Raw genomic sequence first — 20,933 nt, 5'->3', positions numbered from 1 at the left:
TACCCCATTTTCGTCTTTGTTTAGAGTACCTAATCCCATGCTATTATCGCACCGCGCTCGTCTACTTGAGCTTTGGCGTATCGCCGCAATGTATCGCCTTGATACCCATTTTTCTATCGAAGAAGCACCGCAGCTGCAGCCTTTGGCGCGATTAATTCGCATGCATCCAGCAGCATGGGGCAAGAAGCACCAACCAAATGCGATTAAGTATGCGCTTGAGGACATGGGTACGCTGTTTTTGAAACTTGGCCAGTTACTCTCAACACGTCGCGACTTGGTACCGCCTGAGATTATCGCTCAATTGATTCAGTTGCAGGACAAAGTTAAGCCTTTTGACGCTGATATTGCTGTCGCCCAAATTCAACATCCTAAACATGGTCTTGGCCAGTCTATTGAAACCTTGTTTGCACGATTCGATATCAAACCGTTAGCGGCCGCTTCTATCGCTCAAGTTCACACAGCTGCCCTACATGATGGGCGTGAAGTCGTGGTAAAAGTGGTGCGCCCTGATATTCGCACTGTGATTGTGGCTGATTTTGAGCTGCTACGCGAATTGGCAAGCTGGGCATCCGCGCGTATCGAAGCGGCGCGTGCTGTGCACATTATCGATATCGTCGAGGACTATCGCCAAGTCATGCTTAATGAGCTGGATTTGACCCTTGAAGCTGACAACACGACGCAGATGCGCAACAACTTCTTGGGTTCGGCATTGATGTATGTGCCTGAAGTCTATGATGCGGCAAAACACGTCATGGTCATGGAGCGTATCCAAGGTGTGCCTATCTCACAAGTTGAGATGTTTGATCAGCTAGGTTATGACCGTGCAGCACTGGCAGAAAAAGGCTTAACGATATTTTTTACTCAGGTCTTCCGTGATAACTTCTTTCATGCTGATATGCATCCAGGCAATGTGTTCGTAGAGACGCCACCTGTGCAAACCTTACATGCAGGTATGGCAGCAGTTGATTTGGGTCATGAGCCACGTTATATCGGGCTTGATTGCGCCATCATGGGCACTTTATCAAAAGACGATCAGCTCATCGTGGCGCGGATGTTACTTGCCGTAATGAACAATAACTTCACCGCTGTAGTTGATATTGTTAGCCGTGCAGGTTGGATACCGCCAAATGCTGATAAGCATGCCTTGATGCGTGATATGAAACGTACCGTCGGCCCTATGCTACAGAAGTCAATCGATGATATCGACTTCGCTGGCGTACTGATGCAGATTTTGGACATTGCGCGTAGACATCATATGAGTATCCCGCCGCAGCTGATGCTTTTGCTAAAAACCTTGGTCCATGTGGAAGGACTCGGTCGTGATTTATATCCTGATCTAGACATTTGGTCACTTGCCAAGCCAATTCTAAGCAGTTGGATTAAAGAGCAATTAGATCCTATGCGTAATCTACAACAGCTGCGCCAACAACTTCCTGAAATACTCCTGTCTACTACTGATATCCCTAAACTATTAGATCAAGGACTACAAAGCCTTGCCTCACAGGGCTCTCGCCAGGACAGTCAACTACGCGAGATACAACAGATTCGCGCTGACATGCTAAACGACCGTCGTCGTGACTGGTTGGCACTCGCAGGGTTTGCTATTTTTATCGCTATCGCTACGCAAGTCATCGGCTGGCTATCACCTATATTTTATATACTGGCTGTTCTAGTGGTTGTTTGGCGAATTTTAGCTTAGAAATCAGATTTATTTTTAATCAATCAGTTCAGAAAATTTTTCACAATTTTAGACTTAAACAAAAAAATGCGCCTGCTTCTCATTAAAAGTAGGCGCATTTTTTATGCTGAATACTATAGCATCTGATCGATTGCCATCTGTGTCAGTACGCGGCCACGAGCAGTACGCAGCACATAACCTTGTTGAATCAGATACGGCTCAATCACATCTTCAAGGGTTCCACGATCTTCAGCCATCGCTGCTGCCACCGCTTCAACACCAGCAGGACCACCATCGAAGCGCTCGTGCAATATTTCGATATAGCGTCTGTCTAGATGATCAAGACCGCGTCTATCCACTGCCAACATATCTAACGCGCTACCAGCAATCGCACCATTAATACTACCATCGCCTCTTACCTCGGCATAGTCACGTACGCGGCGTAATAGGCGGTTAGCAATCCTTGGTGTACCACGTGCACGGCGCGCAATCTCTACAGCGCCATCTTCACTCATTGGTACACGCATTAGACGTGCTGCGCGACTGACAATCGTCGTTAGATCAGCGATATTATAAAATTCGAGGCGCTGTACAATTCCAAAACGGTCACGTAGTGGTGACGTCAGTAGCCCTGCTCTAGTCGTCGCTGCTACCAAGGTAAACGGTGGCAAGTCAAGCTTGATAGAACGCGCAGCAGGCCCTTCACCAATCATAATGTCTAATTGGAAATCTTCCATTGCTGGATAAAGAATCTCTTCAATAACCGAGCTTAGACGGTGAATTTCATCAATAAACAACACATCACCCGCTTCTAGGTTGGTCAGCATGGCTGCCAAATCTCCTGGGCGCTCAAGTACAGGCCCTGAAGTAGAACGCAAATTGCCACCCATTTCACGAGCGATAATATTGGCGAGGGTCGTCTTGCCCAGACCCGGTGGACCAAATATAAGTGTGTGATCTAGCGCTTCGTCACGGCCACGAGCAGCACCGATGAACACTTCCATCTGCTCACGCACCACCGGCTGACCAATATACTCGGCCAATAATGCTGGTCGGATATTGGCATCAGGAGCATCACTTGCACCTTCTAGCGGATTAATTAAACGATCTTGCGTCATAGAATTTATCATTATATTAAAAAATTAGTTAACAAATAGCATAACCAAACGCTGCGCATAAGTCATGTAAAACCTTATTAAGCGAGCACTAAAACGAAAATAAGCGACATTCAATGTCGCTTATTAATTTGATACATTATGTAGTTGTCATCGATAGACGGCTAGTTACTATGAATTAAAAGCCAGATAGCTGTTGCAAAGTAGCTTTTAACAAGCCTTGAGTATCAGCAAAAGTATCTCCTTTACTCTTAGCAGCTTTAATCGCTAGCTGAGCTTCTTTTTCTTTGTAACCCAAGCTAATCAACGCGCCTTCTACTTCAGCGATGATACTACCTTCGTGAGAAATCGTAGTTTCCTGAGGCGTCAATTCAAACGCACCACTATCAACGTCGATATTCTTTAGCTTGTCTTTTAGCTCAATTAATAAACGTTGCGCCGTCTTTTTACCGATGCCAGGAATACGAGTTAATGCCGTTTCCGACTCTTGCTCGACGTGCATTTTCAGCTCAGCTGCTGACATTGCAGACAGCATAGCCAAGGCCATTTTTGCTCCAACACCATTAATTTTAATTAACTGGCGAAAGACATCACGCTCTTTTCGATCGATAAAGCCGTATAGCAACTGAGCATCTTCGCGAACATGGAAATGTGTCCAGATGCTAGCCTGCTCATTCAGCTGTAACTGACAAAATGAAGGCAATGGCAGTTCGATATCATAACCCACACCAGAGGTCGTCATGATACAAGCCGTCGGTGCCATCAAGTACTGCACCTGTCCGGTCATCAATCCAATCATTATTTACGACCTCTTATGTGGCATATTATAAAATCAGCTGCTACTTCATGATCAACTACTACGTTCTACAACACAGTCTTATTGGTAAAAGTTCACCATACCTTCAAGACTGGTTGGACGAATTTTATGTGCTTGACCTGCAGAGCCGAACGCTTCAAAACGATTGGTACAGATATCTGACATCGCTACCATAGACGCTTTGAAGTATTTGCGTGGATCAAATTCACTTGGATTTTTTGCAAGGAATTCGCGGATAGCGCCAGTTGATGCCAGACGTAAATCCGTATCGATGTTTACTTTACGCACACCATGCTTAATCGCTTCAACGATTTGCTCAACTGGCACGCCATAAGTTTCGCCGATATCACCGCCATTTTCATTAATAACTTTTAGCCATTCTTGTGGCACTGATGAAGAACCATGCATGACAAGATGAGTATTAGGAATACGGGCATGAATCTCTTTTACGCGCTCAATAGATAAAATATCGCCTGTCGGTGGACGTGTGAACTTATAGGCACCATGACTAGTACCGATAGCAATCGCTAACGCATCGACATTGGTATCTTTTACAAACTGCTCAGCTTCATCAGCACTGGTCAAAAGCTGCTCATGATCCAATACGCCTTCAGCGCCAGAGCCATCTTCTTCGCCAGCCATACCAGTTTCAAGACTACCTAGGCAACCGATTTCGCCCTCTACAGAGACGCCGCAAGCATGAGCCATCTTAACAACTTCGCGCGTGACGCTAGCATTGTAATCGTAGTCCATTGGCGTTTTGCCATCTTCACCAAGTGAGCCGTCCATCATCACTGATGAGAAACCTAATTGGATTGAGCGTTGGCAGATAGCTGGCGACATACCATGATCTTGATGCATTACCACTGGGATATGTGGCCATTCTTCAATCGCAGCGATAATCAAATGACGCAAAAATGCTGACCCTGCATAGTTACGTGCGCCTGCACTGGCTTGAACAATAACAGGTGAATCACAAGCATCCGCAGCCATCATGATTGCACGCATTTGCTCTAAGTTATTGACGTTAAAGGCAGGAACACCATAGCTGTGTTCAGCGGCATGATCTAGAAGTTGACGTAAGGATATTAGGGCCATAAGACGCTCTCTGATTGGATTTTGAATAGTATTTTAAAAAATAGCTTGATAACAATCATTTCACTGTATATTCGACCATACTGACCGTATATAGGCTAGTGAAAGTCTGAATGATATTGGATATGATTACCACGCGGTGATTATAGCAAAAATTGTTCTGTCTTCGTAGCGGTTGACCGACTATTTGTCAGTCTATACCGTCTCTTAATATCAGTTTAACTTTTATAAACTGCCACAATGACATACAACGCAAAAAGCCTTGGCAATCACCAAGGCTTTTCTAGTATTTTGAGGCTTATAAAGCAATGACCATTTTTAAAGGTTACATATCAATCGATAGCTTCCCAGTAAATCAGTCATTATAGTGCTTAGTTATCGCGTAGCTTAGTACTGTTGCTCTGCATCAACTGCAACATCATTTGCGCCATCAGCGACAGCGTTAGCGCCATCAGCAACAGCTTCAGCAGTATTTTCAACCGCTGTGTTAGTGCTTTCAGCAATAGCATCGCCAGTGTTTTCTAGAGCGTCTGTCGCAGCTGCACCGGCAGTTTCAGCGCCTTCAGCGACTTCTGTACCAGCGTCTTGAGCAGCAGCTTCAGCTTCAGCAGCAGCAGCGTCTGTTTCAGCGGCAGCAGCATCAGCGTTTGCAGCAGCATCATCGCCAGCAGATTCAACAGCAGCTTCAGTGTTTTCTTCTGTTTGTTGGCTACATGCAGTGATTGCAAAGGTACCAGCAAGTACGCTAGCAAGTAATAAATGACGTTTTAACATAATAAACCTCTCGTAAATAATGCATGTCAAAATACATGGTCGCGCTATTTTATAGAGTGCGAATCAGACATGCAATAATAATTTTCAGTATATAAATAAATAATTACTGCTTAATAATAATCGATGGCTATTGCACCTACTTATGCTAATAAAAACAAGCAAATAAACAGCCAAAATATTATTTTTACAGACTACCTTAGTTATTTAAAGTTAGTTGTACGTCTAATGTTACTAAGCTACAGAGTATCGTTAATTAGTTAGGCATCTATTTGCAGCGCAGCAACTGCTGGAAGTACTTTACCTTCAACAAACTCTAAAAACGCACCGCCGCCCGTTGACATATAGCTCACACCGTCAGCAACTCGATATTTATCGATAGCCGCTAACGTATCACCGCCGCCCGCGATAGAGAAACCATCACTGTCTTTTACAGCAGTAGCTAATATTTGTGTGCCTTGCCCGAAAGCATCAACTTCAAAGACACCCACTGGACCATTCCATAAGATAGTTTTTGCATTAATAATGGCATCGGCAAGCTGTTTCGCGCTTTCTGGTGCGATGTCCAATATCATGTCATTGTCACCAATCGCATCAACTGATTTGATCGTTGCGGTGGCTTTTTGCAATGAGCCAGTAAAGTCAGCGAAATCGATGTCGTTTTTATCAGCGACGACGACGTATTCAGGCAGTAGAATTTCAGTCTTAGTCATAATGTCACGTGCAGTATCTAGCAAGTCTGCTTCGTACAATGAGGCACCAACACCGTGACCTTGTGCTGCCAAGAAAGTATTGGCAATACCGCCACCAACGATAATCTGTGTGCAAACTTCAGCCAAGCTATGTAGCACTTCTAATTTGGTTGATACTTTTGATCCACCAACGATAGCAAGCATTGGCTGTGCTGGTGTTTCAAGTGCTAGGCTCAAAGCATCAAGCTCAGCAGCTAACAATGGCCCTGCACACACAGTTTTGTCTGCTTGACGCATTGCTTGCGTAACACCTTCTGTTGATGCCTGTGCACGGTGCGCTGTACCAAAAGCATCCATCACAAACACATCGCACAAATTAGCGTACTTTTTCGCTAGCGTGGCATCATTTTTCTTTTCACCGTCATTGAAGCGTACATTTTCTAATAGAACCACTTCGCCAGATTTTACATTGGCACCTTGGGTGAGGTAATCAGTATTAAGACGTACAGGTGTCGATAGTTGCGAGCTTAATTTTTCCGTCAGATAATCAGCAACCGGTGCCAATGAATATACAGCTTCAGGATTGCCTTCTGTTGGGCGGCCTAAATGTGAGCAAACAATTACCGCAGCGCCCTTTTCGAGCGCCATCTTGATGGTAGGAAGACTGGCTTGCAAGCGCGCATCGCTCGTGACCTTACCATCTTTAATAGGCACATTTAAATCTTCTCGGATCAACACCACTTTATCCGTTAAGTTCAACTCACTCATACGCAAAAAATTCATCACCTGCTCCTATGCATCAATATATCTGTTAATTTGCGATTACTATCGTTACTGATATGACTATTATAATCAGCTCTATATAAATCAGACCCATTGCTAAGCTCGATCGATCTACTATTTCGTAGCACTCTCACTAACCGGCTTTATAAATACGCTATTTTATATCCAAGCTATATAGTCACTATCAGCTTTATTGCTTTTTAATGTTTTTTAACGCTTGGCTCTTACATTTATCAAACCACTCTAATAGGTCGATCAAATAAGCAGAATTCAGCGGCGGTGTATTCTACCAGTTTTCTACCACAGTCTCACAAGCAACCTGACACAAATTTCAGCACATTTAAGATATTCAGTCTATATTCTCAGAGCATTATTCGATGGCAACAATTGCAGTTCCTAGCTTTAAGCATAGTCAATAAACCGTAACATTTCGTGGTGGTACTCAGCAGTCAAGCTCTTTATGATAGAAACATTGACAATAAAAATAATCCATTAGGAGAAAATAATGAGCATCAACTTAGACACTGCTAAACAAAACCTATTAAAATTAAAAGATGAGTACGAATCTCGAATTGATAAGATAGAAGATCATATTCAGAATCCGCAAGATGATCTCAATGAACATTGGGAAGATCAGGCCATATCTTATCGTCAAAACGACATGCGCAAAAATTTGATGAGCGAGGCACGTCAAAGCTTAATCTATGTAGAAAATGCATTGAGCCGAATTGAAAATAGCACTTATGGCGAGTGCGAAGTCTGCGGTGAACAGATCGAAGAGCAACGCTTAGAAGCGCTACCCTATGCTACCTTATGTATGGAACACGCTGAGTAGCGCTATCATATTAATACTATATTATAAGACTATTGCTACTCTAAAACCTCTCTAATAAGAGTACTTCAAGTAGGTATTTTCCATTTAGAAAATGCCTGCTGCCACTCATGACAACGCTGAGCTATGTTTGCTACTGGCAAGTCCATAATATCTCCAACTACTGCCACAAGTGCAATGGGCAAATTTATTAGCTCTGATACATTTTCTGCGGTTAACCCACCTATCACACAAATCGGTATACCTTGCTGACACCCTTCCACAAGCTGCTGACGTGAAATGATATTAGCATTTGGCTTAGTCGTAGAGGTAAATACCGCACCCATCGCAGCATAACTTGCGCCGTCATTTTTTGCCTCTCTAATCAGCGCTATATCACCATGACAGGTACGACCAATTATTTGATGCGGTGATAGAGACTGTAGAGCATCTCCGATACTGCCGTCTGTTTGTCCAAGATGTACTCCTACGCCAAGTCTTTCAGCTAACTTCACGTCATCATTAATAACAACTGGCACGCTATACGTTTTAGCTAACTCGACGATTTTTTGCGCCTCATTAAAAAGCTTCAAAGCTCCATCAGGCAGATTAAGAATTTGCTTACGACGAATTTGTAATAGTGCAATCAATCCTGTCGATAAGGCTGCTTCTAGCTTTTGATACAACAGCTTAAATTCATCATCGTTGGTCAACAAATATAGCTTAGGCATAACTGAGGAGAATGGTGAATAACCCATAGCGTGTATCCTTAATTCTTAAATTCAACACAATAAAAAAGCTGTTATATGATATAACAGCTTTTTTATACATTTAGAACCGATAGCTTACACTGTACGGCGTGTAGCCAAACTATTTAAGATATTTTTAGCATCGCCCCAACGTGTTGCTGAGCTGTTTGCCCCTAAGATAACGATAATCGCAGGACGGTTATTGACCCGAGTTTCCATTACAACACAACGTCCGGCTTCATTGATAAAGCCTGTCTTAGAAATCCCGATTGGATAGCTACCGTCACGGACCAACGTACTGGTATTACTGGCTTTATAGGTTCGGTTACCACTTGAGTAATTTGAGACAAAAAAGTCATAGCTCTTAGTGGTAGAAAAACGACGAATCACATCATAGTTACCAGCAGCACGTACCATCTTGACCAAATCTTTTGAAGAAGCTACGTTGCGCTTATCAAGTCCAGTTGGATCACCGAAAAACGCCGTATTCATACCTAAGTCTTGCGCTTTACGATTCATCGCACGCATAAAGGCATCATAGCCACCTGGGTAATTACGCGCTAGACTCTTCGCTGCTGGATTTTCAGACTTCATCAATGCCATTAATAGCATCTCAGCGCGGTTTAAACGATCACCTGATTTCAAACGCGAGCTTGCACGCTTTGGACCAACGAAATCCTCTGGATCAAGCGTGATTTCTTCACGCATATCAAGGCCTGCATCCAATACGACCATAGCCGTCATAACCTTGGTGATACTAGCCATTGGGCGCGCGATATCAGCATCTTTTTCGTAGATAGATTCGCCAGTTTCAGCATCGATCACCGCAACACTACGTGAATCGGTGCTAATCGGAATCATATCACTGCTACCGAAAGCCCCACGATAGGTTGTGTTATAGCGAGTAGTATTGGTGTTATTACTACTAGCAAAACTATTAGTATTCGTAATATTGGTAGTACCATAGCCATTATCGACTTTCTTAATAGCAGAGCCATTAGACTTGTACATTATGTTGCGGGCTTCAGACAAACTATCAGCGCCGCCCCAACTCAGGCGTGCACTAGAGGCAGTGTCAGTGCTACCATTAATTGTAAGCGCGGCTTGTGCAACACTGCCCAAACTCAATGAAATCATAGCAGCGATCAATTGCTGTTTGGTTAATGGTAGTTGCTTCATTATGCCTCCTGCTGTCGCTATTACGCCAGTTACATATTGTCTGACGCCAAAAACGTACGTAGCGTTTATAGATGTGTTTGTAAGTACTCACATAGAGCTTTTGTATTTTTAGTGTATCATGGTTTACATTTAAGTTTAATCTATCAAACTGATTTAGTAGTTTTTTTTGGCTTCATTCAAACTTTGCTACAACCAATTTATATTATAGAAACATCAATTCACACTGCAGCAATATAATTTAACTTCGAATGTTATGATTACTCGTATTTTGTTATATTGATCAGCGGTATTTTGAATATACAAAGATAACAATAATGGTTGAAATATATTCGTTTTTTATACTATTTGAACCTAATAAAGCGTTCATTCTGACAATCAATAAAGAGTATGGTTATGATTAAAGTATTAGTGGTAGATGATCATGATTTGGTACGGATGGGTATTAGCCGTATGTTGTCAGACAGCCCCGATATTGAAGTGGTAGGTGAAGCAGACAGCGGTGATATGGCTATCAAACAAGCCAAACAACTACATCCTGATGTGATTTTACTAGACGTCAACATGCCGAATATTGGCGGGCTTGAAGCAACCAAACGTCTGATACAACTCGACATGGGTATCAAGATTTTGGCGGTCAGTAGTATGTCTGCACAGCCTTATCCCTCAATGCTGATTAAAGCAGGTGTCAATGGTTACATTACTAAAGGCACGCCGCTTGATGAAATGATACGTGCGGTCAAAAAGATTTATCAGGGAGGTCGTTACTTCAGTCAGGATGTGGCTGAACAGTTAGCAGACGTTTTATTATCTGATAATGCAAACTCACCTTTTGACTTATTAAGTGACAGAGAAAAGCAGGTGGCGATGATGGTTGTCAACTGTCAGAGCCCTCAGCAAATAGCCGATCAATTGTTTGTTAGCGTCAAAACCATTAATACGTATCGCTACCGTATTTATGAAAAAGTTGGGGTTGATAGTGATGTTAAATTAACTCACTTGGCCATTCGTCATGGTCTGATTCAACCATAAACCATTTAGCGTTTATTTTATTACGGCCAGTTTATGAACCCTGCTACCAATCTTAGCTCTGCCATTACTCGTTATGTACATCATGACGTTACGCTTCCTCTGCCGCAGTTGCGTAAGTTGGGACTGATTTATAGCAGTTATCGCTTCGTCGTTAGCCTGTTCTCTATGCTCATGCTATACATCTCTGCTCGTACTGGTGATGGCGCTTCTTTACCGAGTTTTTTACAACAAACGTCTCTAAGCTTCTATGTACTTTTAAGCTTGATACTGCTTGGATTGTTTTATGTCGTTAGAAAACATATGCGCCGGCAGCTCGCATTCGGACTGGCGTTAGACGTTATTATATTAAGTCTGCTGCTCTACACGACAGGCAATCCTGATTTGCAGTTAACCATGCTATACATGGTGGTCGTCGCGGCCAGCTTTATGCTACTACATGGCTCACAAGCGCTGGTTATTACTTTACTTGCCATCATTCTCGTTATTTATCAGCAATTTTTTTACGCTATTGCTAATAGCATGAGTCTAGCTAATCTAGGTGATGCGCTACTGATGTCAGCGAGTTTTTTGGCAGTGGGCGGTTTGAGTTGGTCTATCTCTCAACGATTGGTACAGCTTGAAAAGGTCGCGGCAAACCATGCTAAGGAAGTCGAGCGACTAAATGTGATTAATCAAGAGGTTATCACGCAGATGGTGAATGGTGTCATCGTTATCGATAAGCAACATATTGTCTTAGCAAATCTTGCCGCACATCAGTTGCTGAGCCTTTCGCTCGTCACGCCTAATACAGCACAAAATACCCTTGACGATACAAAAGAGACTCAAAACAAAGCGCTTCTCTCTAATTTCGAGCAGCAACTCAATAAGCAGCATTCACAGTTGTTTAATGCCTGCTTGTCGGTAGCATCTGGGCAGTCACGCGCTTTTACCTACGACGTGCCAGCTGTGGCAAATGCCTCAATATTTGGCAAATTACGTGTACAAATTATTCCACTAAAAGACGATAGTAAGCTTGTCATATTAGAAGATTTACGCCGTGAGCAAGCCAGTGCTCAACAACTAAAACTGGCTTCTTTAGGGCAATTAACTGCCAGTATTGCCCATGAAATCAGAAACCCATTAGCAGCGATATCGCAAGCCAGCCAGCTATTAATGGAAGATGTTGCAGAACAAATGGAAGATGACAGTGCATTAACAAATGAATCGAATGCTGCCATGACTGGCAACCATGAGCTTTATGAAATGATATTTTCACAAACAAAACGTGTAAACCGTATCATTGAGGATATTTTAAAGCTGTCTCGTCAGCAGACGGCTACCCAGCAGGTGCTCGAATTGGTTGAATGGATGCCATCGTTTTTGGAGAATTACTTTCAAGGACACGACATTTTTCTACGAATAAAAACCAAACCCATCATATCATTTGATACTCATCAGTTAGAGCAGATATTGATCAACTTAATCAACAATGGTCTGCGTTATAGCAGCTATGCTCATCCCCACGCTTATGTGGAAATCGACATTTACTGCGCAGACAACGATGTTATAATCGATATATTAGATAATGGTAATGGTGTTAGTGCTGGAAATTTAGAACTTTTGTTCGATCCGTTTTTTACAACAGATAAAGCTGGTACAGGACTGGGGCTCTATTTATCACAAGCATTTTGTGAAGCCAATCAAGCACGTTTACTCTACATTCCTGAACATGAGAAAACATGCTTTCGATTGATTGTACCTTCTATTAAATCTGATAATAAATTTCAAACTATCGAAGAAAATCTTACCTAAACTTACCCTTTGAAAGCTATTACACCCATTTAGACCCAGCTATTGATTTTATAGCCATTGAATACGATGAGATGATGTATGACAACAACCGCGCTAGTCGTCGATGATGAAGTAGATTTATGTCGATTGATGCAAATTACCCTAACTAAAATGGGTATCAAAAGTGATGTGGCTTATACATTGTCGCAAGCAAGAACATTTTGGCAAGACAATGACTACGATTTTTGTCTGACGGATTTAAAACTGCCAGATGGCTCGGGACTTGAGCTGGTAAAAGAAATTAGCAATAGCTCTAATATTCCAATAGCGGTGATTACGGCTCATGGCAGCATGGATTTAGCCATTGAGGCATTAAAGCTTGGTGCCTTTGATTTTGTCAATAAACCGCTAGAACTACCACGTCTGCGCCAACTAGTAGAGAATGCCATAAAAGTTATTCATCAAGATAACGAAGTACAGGCCGCACCGGAATGCTCTCCTGAACAAAAAATGCTAGATAGTAGATTGATTGGTAATTCTGCTGTCATGCATCCCCTCAAAAATACCATTTTAAAGCTAGCACGCTCACAGGCACCTGTGTTTTTATCGGGCGCTTCTGGCACAGGTAAAGAAGTGGTCGCCAGATTGATCCATGATTTAAGTCCACGGCGTGATGGCAGCTTTGTACCAGTGAACTGCGGTGCGATACCATCGGAGTTAATGGAGTCGGAGTTTTTTGGTCATAAAAAAGGCAGCTTTACAGGGGCTGTCGCTGATAAACAAGGGTTATTCCAGCAAGCCAATGGCGGCACGTTATTTTTAGATGAAGTAGCGGATTTACCTTTAGCCATGCAGGTTAAATTGTTACGTGCCATTCAAGAAAAAACAGTAAGGGCAATCGGTGATACAAAAGAAGTTCCAGTAGACATCCGCATTTTGTCTGCCACTCACAAAGACCTGAGCCAATTGGTACAAGATGGTGCATTTCGACAAGACTTATATTATCGCATCAATGTCATTGAGCTAAAGCTTCCAACACTTAATGCACGCCGTGATGATATCCCTGTGTTAGCAGAACACTTTTTGGCGATGATTGCTGATGACTGGCAATTAGAGTCGCCGCTGTCATTGACGATGGAAGCCTGCGAACGCTTACAACGCCACGATTTTGCAGGTAATGTCCGTGAACTACGCAACTTATTGGAGCGTGCAGTTACGTTAGCTGAAACTTCATATATAGACGTTAGTCATTTAGGTCTTTCTGACATTGAACCTGAGCTTATAAATACACAAGAGCAAAATCATAGTTCAACTATCGATAGCTCTGAGCTACCTGCCCGTAACGTAGAAAATCAAATAAACGTTCAATCTACAGGCCAATCAACAAAGAGCGGTGAGCAAGCCATTCAATCTAGCAATAATACAACGGCGCAGGTTGAGCAAAGAGCTATCAATTTGCATCCCTATCGTACTAACAACAACCACTACCCGTCAATGGTGCAGCATTCGTCAGCTAGTAATGACAGTCCGTCAACTAGCGTAGAAAGTACTCATGACAAAGAGTCGCTCCTTGACTCCACCGCCCAACAAGAAACATCTAAAGACATATCAGGTTTACAAGAATTGTTCGACGGTCAATTACCGCCTCAAGGGTTAGAGCATTATTTACAGGAACAAGAAAAGCAGCTGATTATCACGGCACTCAAACAAACTGGCTGGAACAAAACCCAAGCAGCTGAATTATTAGGAACCACCTTTCGTTCTTTACGCTACCGTATGAAAAAGCTCGAAATTTCTGAAGATGCGTTCGACTAGTTTCTTTTGAACGTCATCATCAAATATTTTTAAGCGTTGAATGGTATGTACTGTTAATTGAATGCTACGAAATTCTATTCTTTCGTAGCATTTTTTCTAACAAAGCGAATGCCAGAATCAAGTGCGCGCGCCTTTACTAATTCTAAAGCTTGCTGCTCCCACGTGTTCTCGCTGCCAGATAAGGTCACATCAGGCTCTACACCGATCTCATCTATTTGTTTGCCTGCTGCTGTCATATAGTTGGCCACCGTTAATTTGACGGCTTGCTCATCGTTTAACGGTATGACCGATTGTACTGAGCCCTTACCATAGCTAACTTCACCGATAATAGTAGCGCGCTTTTGTGCTTGTAAACTACTGGCAAGCACCTCTGCCGCTGATGCTGAATAGCGGTTTTGCAATACCACTAATGGCAAAGGTTTAAGTATCGCATCACCTTGGGTCGATAGTACCCGTGATTTATTTTGACGTGCTTGCACCTGCACCACATCGGTATCATCCATAAATAAACTGGCCACGCTCACTGCCGATGTCAGTACGCCACCTGGATTATCACGCATATCTAGTAAAATGCCTGATATCGGAGCGTTTAAGTTAATTAAACCTTCTAGTAATTTTTCACGGCTGTTGTTTTGAAACGCCGGTAATTTAACAATAGCAATGCCATCGACCAGTTTGGTCTCGATAATCTGCGGATGACTATTATTACGCTGCAACGTCGTTGTGTGCTTACGGCGACCAGCTTTGGAAGTGATAATATCTACCTGCGTACCGGCAATACCTGTCAAAAGCTGCTCAACATCATTGACCTGTCGTCCTTCGTCTAGCTTGAACTCATCAACCTGATGCAAATAATCACCAACTGCGATGCCTTTTTTGTCTGCAGGTGAGTCGTCGATAACTTCTGTCACGACCCAATACCCCGCCTCTGGCTGGTAATTAACCTTAATACCAATATCACCAACGTCGCCCTCAGTAAAAGCACGCAGGTTCTCATAGGCTTCTGCGTCCAAAAACTCAGCATGGCTATCAAGCTTGGTCAGCATACCGCTCATCGCATTGCTAAATAATTCTTCGTCATTGACCGCATCAACGTATTGACGGCGTACTAAATCCACCACGGCCACAAATGTTTTTAGCGTCTCAGGAGAGATAGCATTTAACGATACTTGTGCAACTTCTGCTGGAATCTCCGTATCAACATTATCAGCATCATCCGTCAGCGCGCTTTCATCTGGCACACTATCTATCGAGTCATCTGGCTCATCGGCGACGTCTAACATATCAGCAATGTTAGATAAATTATCAGCGTCGTTTTCATCCGCTATCTCATCTGCATTCAAACTGATGAGCTGTAGACCGTTTGTAGGATTATTATTTGTAGAAGCTCCCACTGCTGCTTGTGCATTTACGCTAATCGCACAACCAAGCACACCTATTAAAATTGCAGGCTGCAAAACCGCAGACGCGACTGATGCCTTCCCTACTGATTTACTTAACCCTTTGGATAAAAAAGAACGTGCAAAAGAAATAGGCTGCATAAAAGAACTCATTTGAATAATAGAGAATGCGAATTTATCGTTATATAGCGATTTATAAGATAGCACCAAACGCATATTTCGAACTAGCATAGTATTGCAAGTAAATTAAGTAAAATGTATCACAAAAAAAGGAAAGGATAATAGGTTATCCTTTCCTTTTCAATATCTTCTAATACAGCTGTCAAATCAGTATAAACCACAGTCATTCAAGTACTGTGTTTTAGTTCGACTGGTCTAGACTGCTGGAACCAATAAGCTCTCACCTGTCATTTCGGCAGGGGCGTCAATGTTCATCAATGATAAAATAGTCGGCGCCACATCACTAAGTTTACCGCCACGGCGTACTTGCAGCTTTTGCTCACCTACGTAAATTAATGGTACATGTTCTGTCGTATGCTGTGTATGTACTTGACCACTTTCATAGTCTTGCATCTGCTCGCAGTTACCATGATCGGCTGTGATAAGCATGTCACCACCAGCAGCACGCACCGCTGACTCGATACGGCCAATACATACATCCAAAGCTTCTACCGCTTTTACCGCTGCATCAAAGATACCTGTGTGTCCAACCATATCACCATTGGCATAATTGACCACCAATACATCATACTTACCAGACTCAATTGCTTCTACTAATTTATCAGTGACTTCAGGCGCGCTCATCTCAGGCTGTAAATCATAAGTTGCAACGTCTGGAGATGGCACTAAAATGCGGGTCTCACCCTGATATTCTTCTTCGCGGCCACCACTAAAGAAAAACGTCACATGCGCATATTTTTCAGTTTCAGCGATACGTAGTTGAGTTTTTCCTTGGTCCTGCAAGTACTCTCCCAATGTATTGGCCAAAGACGTTGGGTAGTAAGCAATGCTTGTTTTTGGATTGTCAGCTAGGACATCTGAATACTTAGTTAGCATCACAAACGCCGCCAGTTTTGGCTGTTTTTGACGCGCAAATCCAGAAAACTCATGATCTGGTAGAACAAATGCTTGGGCAAGCTCACGAGCGCGGTCAGCACGGAAATTCATAAAAATAAGTGCGTCGTTATCATTAACAGTATATGGCACTTCATCACGTCCGATTACGGTCGTTGGACTGACAAACTCATCGGTTTCACGCGCTTTATAAGCAGCTTGAACAGCGCCATCCGCTCGTGTCGATAGACGATCAGCTTTGCCCTCAGTAATCAGCTCATAGGCTTTTTGCACGCGATCCCAACGATTGTCACGATCCATTGCATAGTAGCGTCCGATGATACTTGCAATCTGTACGCGGCCACCTTCGTAATGAGCATTCAACTTATCAATATAGTCACGCAGACGATTGATGTACTTATCAGCAGATTTAGGCGGGGTATCACGGCCATCTAAGAAACAATGAATAAAGACATTCTTGGCACCATGCACCAATGCTGAGTGACACATACCTTCGATATGATCTTGATGTGAGTGGACGCCGCCATCAGAGAGCAAGCCCATAATATGGACGTTACCGCCACGCTCATTAGCCGCTTTTACGGCATTGACCAATGCTTCATTTTTATAGAATTCACGATTGGCAAGTTCACTTGAGATACGTGTTGAGTCCTGATACAGAACGCGACCCGCCCCTAAGTTCATGTGACCGACTTCTGAATTACCAAACTGACCATCTGGCAAACCAACATCTTCCCCTGAAGCTGAAATAAGCCCATGAGGATATTGCTGATAAATCTTGTCTAAATTTGGCATATTGGCAGCAGCGATGGCGTTATCTTTATCTTCTTCACGATGACCAAAGCCGTCCAATATCATCAAGACATGCGGTATTTTTTTATTCTGTGCACCGTCTTGGTTATTGCTAAGCTGTGTTTTATTATTATCAATAGAGTCTGATGCTTGTTGGGTACTGGTCATATATTACCGCTCCTCGAGTGAATGAACGCCTATAATGCTGTGTAAGGGAATATAAAGCCCTCTATATTAACACACATCTTGAAATAGCTGAAAAACTGAGCATTTTTCGTGAGTTTATGAATAATTTTATAGGGTTATCTTGCGATGACTTTTCTATACAAGACAATATAAATGCGGCCAATTAACCAAGCTACGTATCAATCTGTAATTCAGACTTGCAATCACTCTTTTCATTGGTTAAGATAAAACTATTCTGAAGTGTTGGCTAGTAGATGTTTATTCCCTGAGCCGATAATGCTTTACCAGGATGTGGTACCTATTGTCTCATTGTGTATGCCTGCACCGCTTGCGGTGTATCAGGAAACCTGCAGAGATGATGACGCATCCGCCCTGAACTTCACGGTTCATGGGTCACCATCTTACAGCGGCACTTCGGTTGTTTCATTCGGTTAGTAAATATATTTCTTATAATTTATTCACTACCACTAAAAAGCCCCTTTCGTCATCGACGAGAGGGGCTTTTTTTATGCTTACGATTTAACTGAATGGTTATTCGTCATTAGCAGACTTGGTAATTTTCTTTACATCTTTAGGGATGTTTTTGGCAGTACCATCAACCGTAGTATGCTGTTTAAACACGTCACCAAATGGGTTTTGCTGCTGTTGACCAAATGGATTCTGACCATTCATGCCACCTGCGCCACCGAACGGGTTTTGACCGCCCATACCACCAGCACCGCCAAATGGATTTTGACCACCACCCATTTGACCACCCATCTGCTTCGCCATCATTTCCATCATTTTTTGCTGATTATTCATGACATAATTATTGGCCAAGTCTTTTAGCTTTTTCTGCACAGGTGGCAATACCACCAACAGCGCCATCAAATCACTAAGTACCCCAGGAATAAGCAATAAAATACCTGCAGCTGCCATCGCGATACTCTTAATCATCGTGGTCTCTGGCGGACGCATCGCAGGGTTCATCATGCCACCAGCTTTCATTTGCTGTGCCATTGGATTAAGAGCAGCCATACCTTTGCGCATCAAAGAGATACCGATAACCGCGGCGATAATAAACCACATAAACACCCACCAGCCGCTCATAAACTGAGCAAGCAAATACCACAGTAGCATCTCGATAATAAACCAAACGATGGCTATACCAACTATCTGACCCATAAAGTGTCGTCCTATAAAATAAAAACCAATAAATTGAGCGCCATAAAAATTAAAATGGCTAACATATGATGTATATGGGGATTGGTTGCTATACTATCAAACTTAAGGCTAATTTTTAAGCCATATAGTCGGTACAATATAATTTGGATACAAGGAAGACAAACGTCAGTGCTACTAGCAGTAGGCTAAGCGAGTCTGACTCCATATCCGATTTCTATAGGACTGAATATAAAATGACAGGTAAGCAAGACGGAATATTATGGCAATTATTATAGGCATTGACCCAGGGTCACGCATGACCGGTTATGGGATAGTACAGCAGACAGGTGACAAGCTGACCTATATCGATGCAGGGACGATTCGTACAGATACCAAAGAGATGCCTGAACGCCTCAAGCGTATCTTTAATGGACTAACCCGCATCACACAGCATCATTTAAAATACGCAGACGAGCCTATCTATACGGCGATTGAGCAAGTATTTATGGCAGAAAACCCTGACTCCGCACTTAAGCTTGGGCAAGCACGAGGTGCAGCGATTGCAGCGATGGTGGCTTTAGATTTAGAAGTATCAGAATATACGGCTCGGCAGATCAAACAAGCCGTCTGTGGCTATGGAGCGGCAGCCAAAGAACAAGTACAGGAGATGGTGTGCCGGATATTAGCGTTAGAAGTCGTGCCGCAACAAGATGCTGCCGATGGACTTGCCTGCGCCATCTGTCATGCTCACTCAAGCCATTCAATGAACAAACTGATATTGAATAGCGCCATGCGTGGTCGCGGTGCTTCCAAGAAGAAAGGTCGTTGGCGTTTGACTGAAGAAGATTTAGGTAACTTACGTTAAAAATCAGCGTTAAAATAGCTAGGTATTAGAGCAAACAATCGTCAAAATAGATAAACAGCAAATTAGACACCCCATAAAAAACACGCACTACTAGACGCGTGTTTTTTATAACTATGGGCATTTCAAAGCTCAAACTATAATAGGCTACTCTACAACTGCACTTTCAATGATAGCATCTAGTATATAAGCATACTTTTCATCAGCAGTATCATCTTTAGTTGGCTCATTAGTCTCTGATAATTCATCGATGTTTAGCGGATAGCGTTGTAAGCGTAATACTTCTTCGTGTTTGCTGTCATGCTGATAGCCATCGATCTCACCAACGAATACTCGCCACTGTCCTTCGTGAGTTTTAATGCCCTGATCATTATAAGTAATAGGCTTAACTTGTAGACACTGCTCAGAGTTACCTGCTTCGCAAGGTACTGTTTCGGAGTTTACTGCCCAAAATACTGTTTCACCCTTACTGTTATATTTCGCTTGTGCAGTAAGCCTACCATTCCATACCAGAGTCACATCATCATCAGTAAACTGGGTCAATACTGGATTATCGCCTTGATCAATTTTGAACTCACTACTGCCCTGCATCAACGTATTCAAGGTGTTTTCAGCCACGTCTAAATCGCCACAAGACATCTTGGTACTCATACCCTCTTCAGTAGTTAAGGTATGGCCCTTTAACTGATAGCCAGCACTAATCGTATTACAGCCTACGCTATAGCTTAGCGTGTCTTGCCCTTGATATTGGTTGAATGCAAGCGTTACCTGACTATTGATGTTCGCAAATTCAGCCATAGGTTGTTCATTGGCGTCGACTGCATTTACTAACGTCCAACGATGATGAGATAAGGTGGTCGTCAGCTTTTCTTGAGCGGTTAATTCAACAGGCTCAGATTCGTCTGATGTAGGCTTCATACTAGATACCAGACCTTCACTTACGGCTAAGTCTGTCATCTCTCCAGATTCAGCACCCTGCGATGTATCATTTTCGCTATACGCCGCTTCTTTTTGACACGCACTTAACATCAGACTAACTGCCATCATATAGTCAATCCAGAATAAAATTGGTACAACCCATATCATGAAACAGCTTAGGTAAATTATTCTCCATCCACCCTTGTCGTAGAAACTTAGCCTGTGCCCATTTTTTTTCAATAGGGTTTAAATCA

General features: G+C 42.8%; 17 protein-coding genes and 1 other RNA gene. 7 read left to right on the top strand and 11 right to left on the bottom strand.

What is annotated here, in order from left to right; translation table 11 throughout:
• Positions 1-37 precede the first annotated feature (37 nt).
• The gene (locus tag JMX07_RS12395; protein WP_201608243.1) at positions 38-1,699 is read left to right on the top strand and encodes an ABC1 kinase family protein; all 1,662 of its coding nucleotides are present in this window, start codon (positions 38-40) and stop codon (positions 1,697-1,699) included.
• A 113-nt stretch (positions 1,700-1,812) separates the two neighbouring features.
• Here the strand turns inward: JMX07_RS12395 and ruvB are convergent, their stop codons facing one another.
• The 5 genes from ruvB to JMX07_RS12370 form a co-directional block, all read right to left on the bottom strand.
• Positions 1,813-2,796 carry a Holliday junction branch migration DNA helicase RuvB gene (ruvB, locus tag JMX07_RS12390; RefSeq protein WP_057760949.1) on the bottom strand — a complete coding sequence of 328 codons (984 nt, stop codon included), beginning with the start codon at positions 2,794-2,796 and terminating at the stop codon, positions 1,813-1,815.
• 175 nt (positions 2,797-2,971) lie between these two features.
• The gene (gene ruvA, locus JMX07_RS12385) at positions 2,972-3,592 is read right to left on the bottom strand and encodes a Holliday junction branch migration protein RuvA (protein WP_201608242.1); all 621 of its coding nucleotides are present in this window, start codon (positions 3,590-3,592) and stop codon (positions 2,972-2,974) included.
• Positions 3,593-3,670: 78 nt separating this feature from the next.
• Positions 3,671-4,708: a class II fructose-bisphosphate aldolase gene (gene fba, locus JMX07_RS12380; protein WP_057760953.1), complete on the bottom strand. Its 1,038-nt coding sequence runs from the start codon at positions 4,706-4,708 to the stop codon at positions 3,671-3,673.
• A gap of 384 nt (positions 4,709-5,092) precedes the next feature.
• Positions 5,093-5,479 carry a hypothetical protein gene (locus tag JMX07_RS12375; protein WP_201608241.1) on the bottom strand — a complete coding sequence of 129 codons (387 nt, stop codon included), beginning with the start codon at positions 5,477-5,479 and terminating at the stop codon, positions 5,093-5,095.
• A gap of 257 nt (positions 5,480-5,736) precedes the next feature.
• Positions 5,737-6,951, bottom strand: coding sequence for a phosphoglycerate kinase (locus tag JMX07_RS12370; RefSeq protein ID WP_201608240.1), 1,215 nt, complete (start codon positions 6,949-6,951; stop codon positions 5,737-5,739).
• Between the two features lie 505 nt (positions 6,952-7,456).
• Between JMX07_RS12370 and JMX07_RS12365 the strand changes: the two genes are divergently transcribed.
• A complete protein-coding gene (locus JMX07_RS12365) occupies positions 7,457-7,786 on the top strand; it encodes a TraR/DksA family transcriptional regulator (protein ID WP_201608239.1) in 330 nt (109 codons plus the stop codon).
• A gap of 65 nt (positions 7,787-7,851) precedes the next feature.
• On the opposite strand, the gene JMX07_RS12360 is transcribed toward JMX07_RS12365, so the two are convergent.
• On the bottom strand, positions 7,852-8,520 hold the full coding sequence (locus JMX07_RS12360; RefSeq protein WP_227684833.1) for a thiamine phosphate synthase: 669 nt from the start codon (positions 8,518-8,520) through the stop codon (positions 7,852-7,854).
• Positions 8,521-8,607: 87 nt separating this feature from the next.
• The gene (locus JMX07_RS12355; RefSeq protein ID WP_201608238.1) at positions 8,608-9,690 is read right to left on the bottom strand and encodes a serine hydrolase; all 1,083 of its coding nucleotides are present in this window, start codon (positions 9,688-9,690) and stop codon (positions 8,608-8,610) included.
• A 393-nt stretch (positions 9,691-10,083) separates the two neighbouring features.
• Here JMX07_RS12355 and JMX07_RS12350 point away from each other — a divergent pair, with 393 nt between their 5' ends.
• From JMX07_RS12350 to JMX07_RS12340, 3 genes are all read left to right on the top strand, one after another.
• Positions 10,084-10,719: a response regulator gene (locus JMX07_RS12350; protein ID WP_101206382.1), complete on the top strand. Its 636-nt coding sequence runs from the start codon at positions 10,084-10,086 to the stop codon at positions 10,717-10,719.
• Between the two features lie 33 nt (positions 10,720-10,752).
• Positions 10,753-12,510 (top strand): sensor histidine kinase, encoded by a 1,758-nt coding sequence (locus tag JMX07_RS12345; RefSeq protein WP_201608237.1) that lies wholly within the window; start codon positions 10,753-10,755, stop codon positions 12,508-12,510.
• 78 nt (positions 12,511-12,588) lie between these two features.
• Positions 12,589-14,304: a sigma-54-dependent transcriptional regulator gene (locus tag JMX07_RS12340; RefSeq protein ID WP_201608236.1), complete on the top strand. Its 1,716-nt coding sequence runs from the start codon at positions 12,589-12,591 to the stop codon at positions 14,302-14,304.
• A 74-nt stretch (positions 14,305-14,378) separates the two neighbouring features.
• On the opposite strand, the gene JMX07_RS12335 is transcribed toward JMX07_RS12340, so the two are convergent.
• Entirely contained in the window at positions 14,379-15,845 is a 1,467-nt protein-coding gene (locus tag JMX07_RS12335) for a S41 family peptidase (RefSeq protein WP_201608234.1), read from the bottom strand.
• Between the two features lie 234 nt (positions 15,846-16,079).
• On the bottom strand, positions 16,080-17,738 hold the full coding sequence (gene gpmI / locus JMX07_RS12330) for a 2,3-bisphosphoglycerate-independent phosphoglycerate mutase (RefSeq protein WP_201608232.1): 1,659 nt from the start codon (positions 17,736-17,738) through the stop codon (positions 16,080-16,082).
• 247 nt (positions 17,739-17,985) lie between these two features.
• Here gpmI and ssrS point away from each other — a divergent pair.
• Positions 17,986-18,181: non-coding RNA, 6S RNA (ssrS, locus tag JMX07_RS12325), on the top strand.
• A gap of 106 nt (positions 18,182-18,287) precedes the next feature.
• On the opposite strand, the gene JMX07_RS12320 is transcribed toward ssrS, so the two are convergent.
• Positions 18,288-18,920, bottom strand: a complete 633-nt coding sequence (locus tag JMX07_RS12320) for an FxsA family protein (protein ID WP_057760971.1) — start codon at positions 18,918-18,920, stop codon at positions 18,288-18,290.
• Between the two features lie 259 nt (positions 18,921-19,179).
• Here JMX07_RS12320 and ruvC point away from each other — a divergent pair, with 259 nt between their 5' ends.
• The gene (gene ruvC, locus JMX07_RS12315) at positions 19,180-19,764 is read left to right on the top strand and encodes a crossover junction endodeoxyribonuclease RuvC (RefSeq protein WP_057760973.1); all 585 of its coding nucleotides are present in this window, start codon (positions 19,180-19,182) and stop codon (positions 19,762-19,764) included.
• Positions 19,765-19,908: 144 nt separating this feature from the next.
• On the opposite strand, the gene JMX07_RS12310 is transcribed toward ruvC, so the two are convergent.
• On the bottom strand, positions 19,909-20,808 hold the full coding sequence (locus JMX07_RS12310) for an META domain-containing protein (RefSeq protein WP_227684831.1): 900 nt from the start codon (positions 20,806-20,808) through the stop codon (positions 19,909-19,911).
• Between the last annotated feature and the right edge of the window lie 125 nt (positions 20,809-20,933).

The organism is Psychrobacter immobilis (assembly GCF_904846235.1).
Classification (GTDB): Bacteria; Pseudomonadota; Gammaproteobacteria; order Pseudomonadales; family Moraxellaceae; genus Psychrobacter; species Psychrobacter immobilis_C.
The sequence above is the reverse complement of the archived record's forward strand: the minus strand, read 5'-3'. Positions and strand labels throughout refer to the sequence as shown.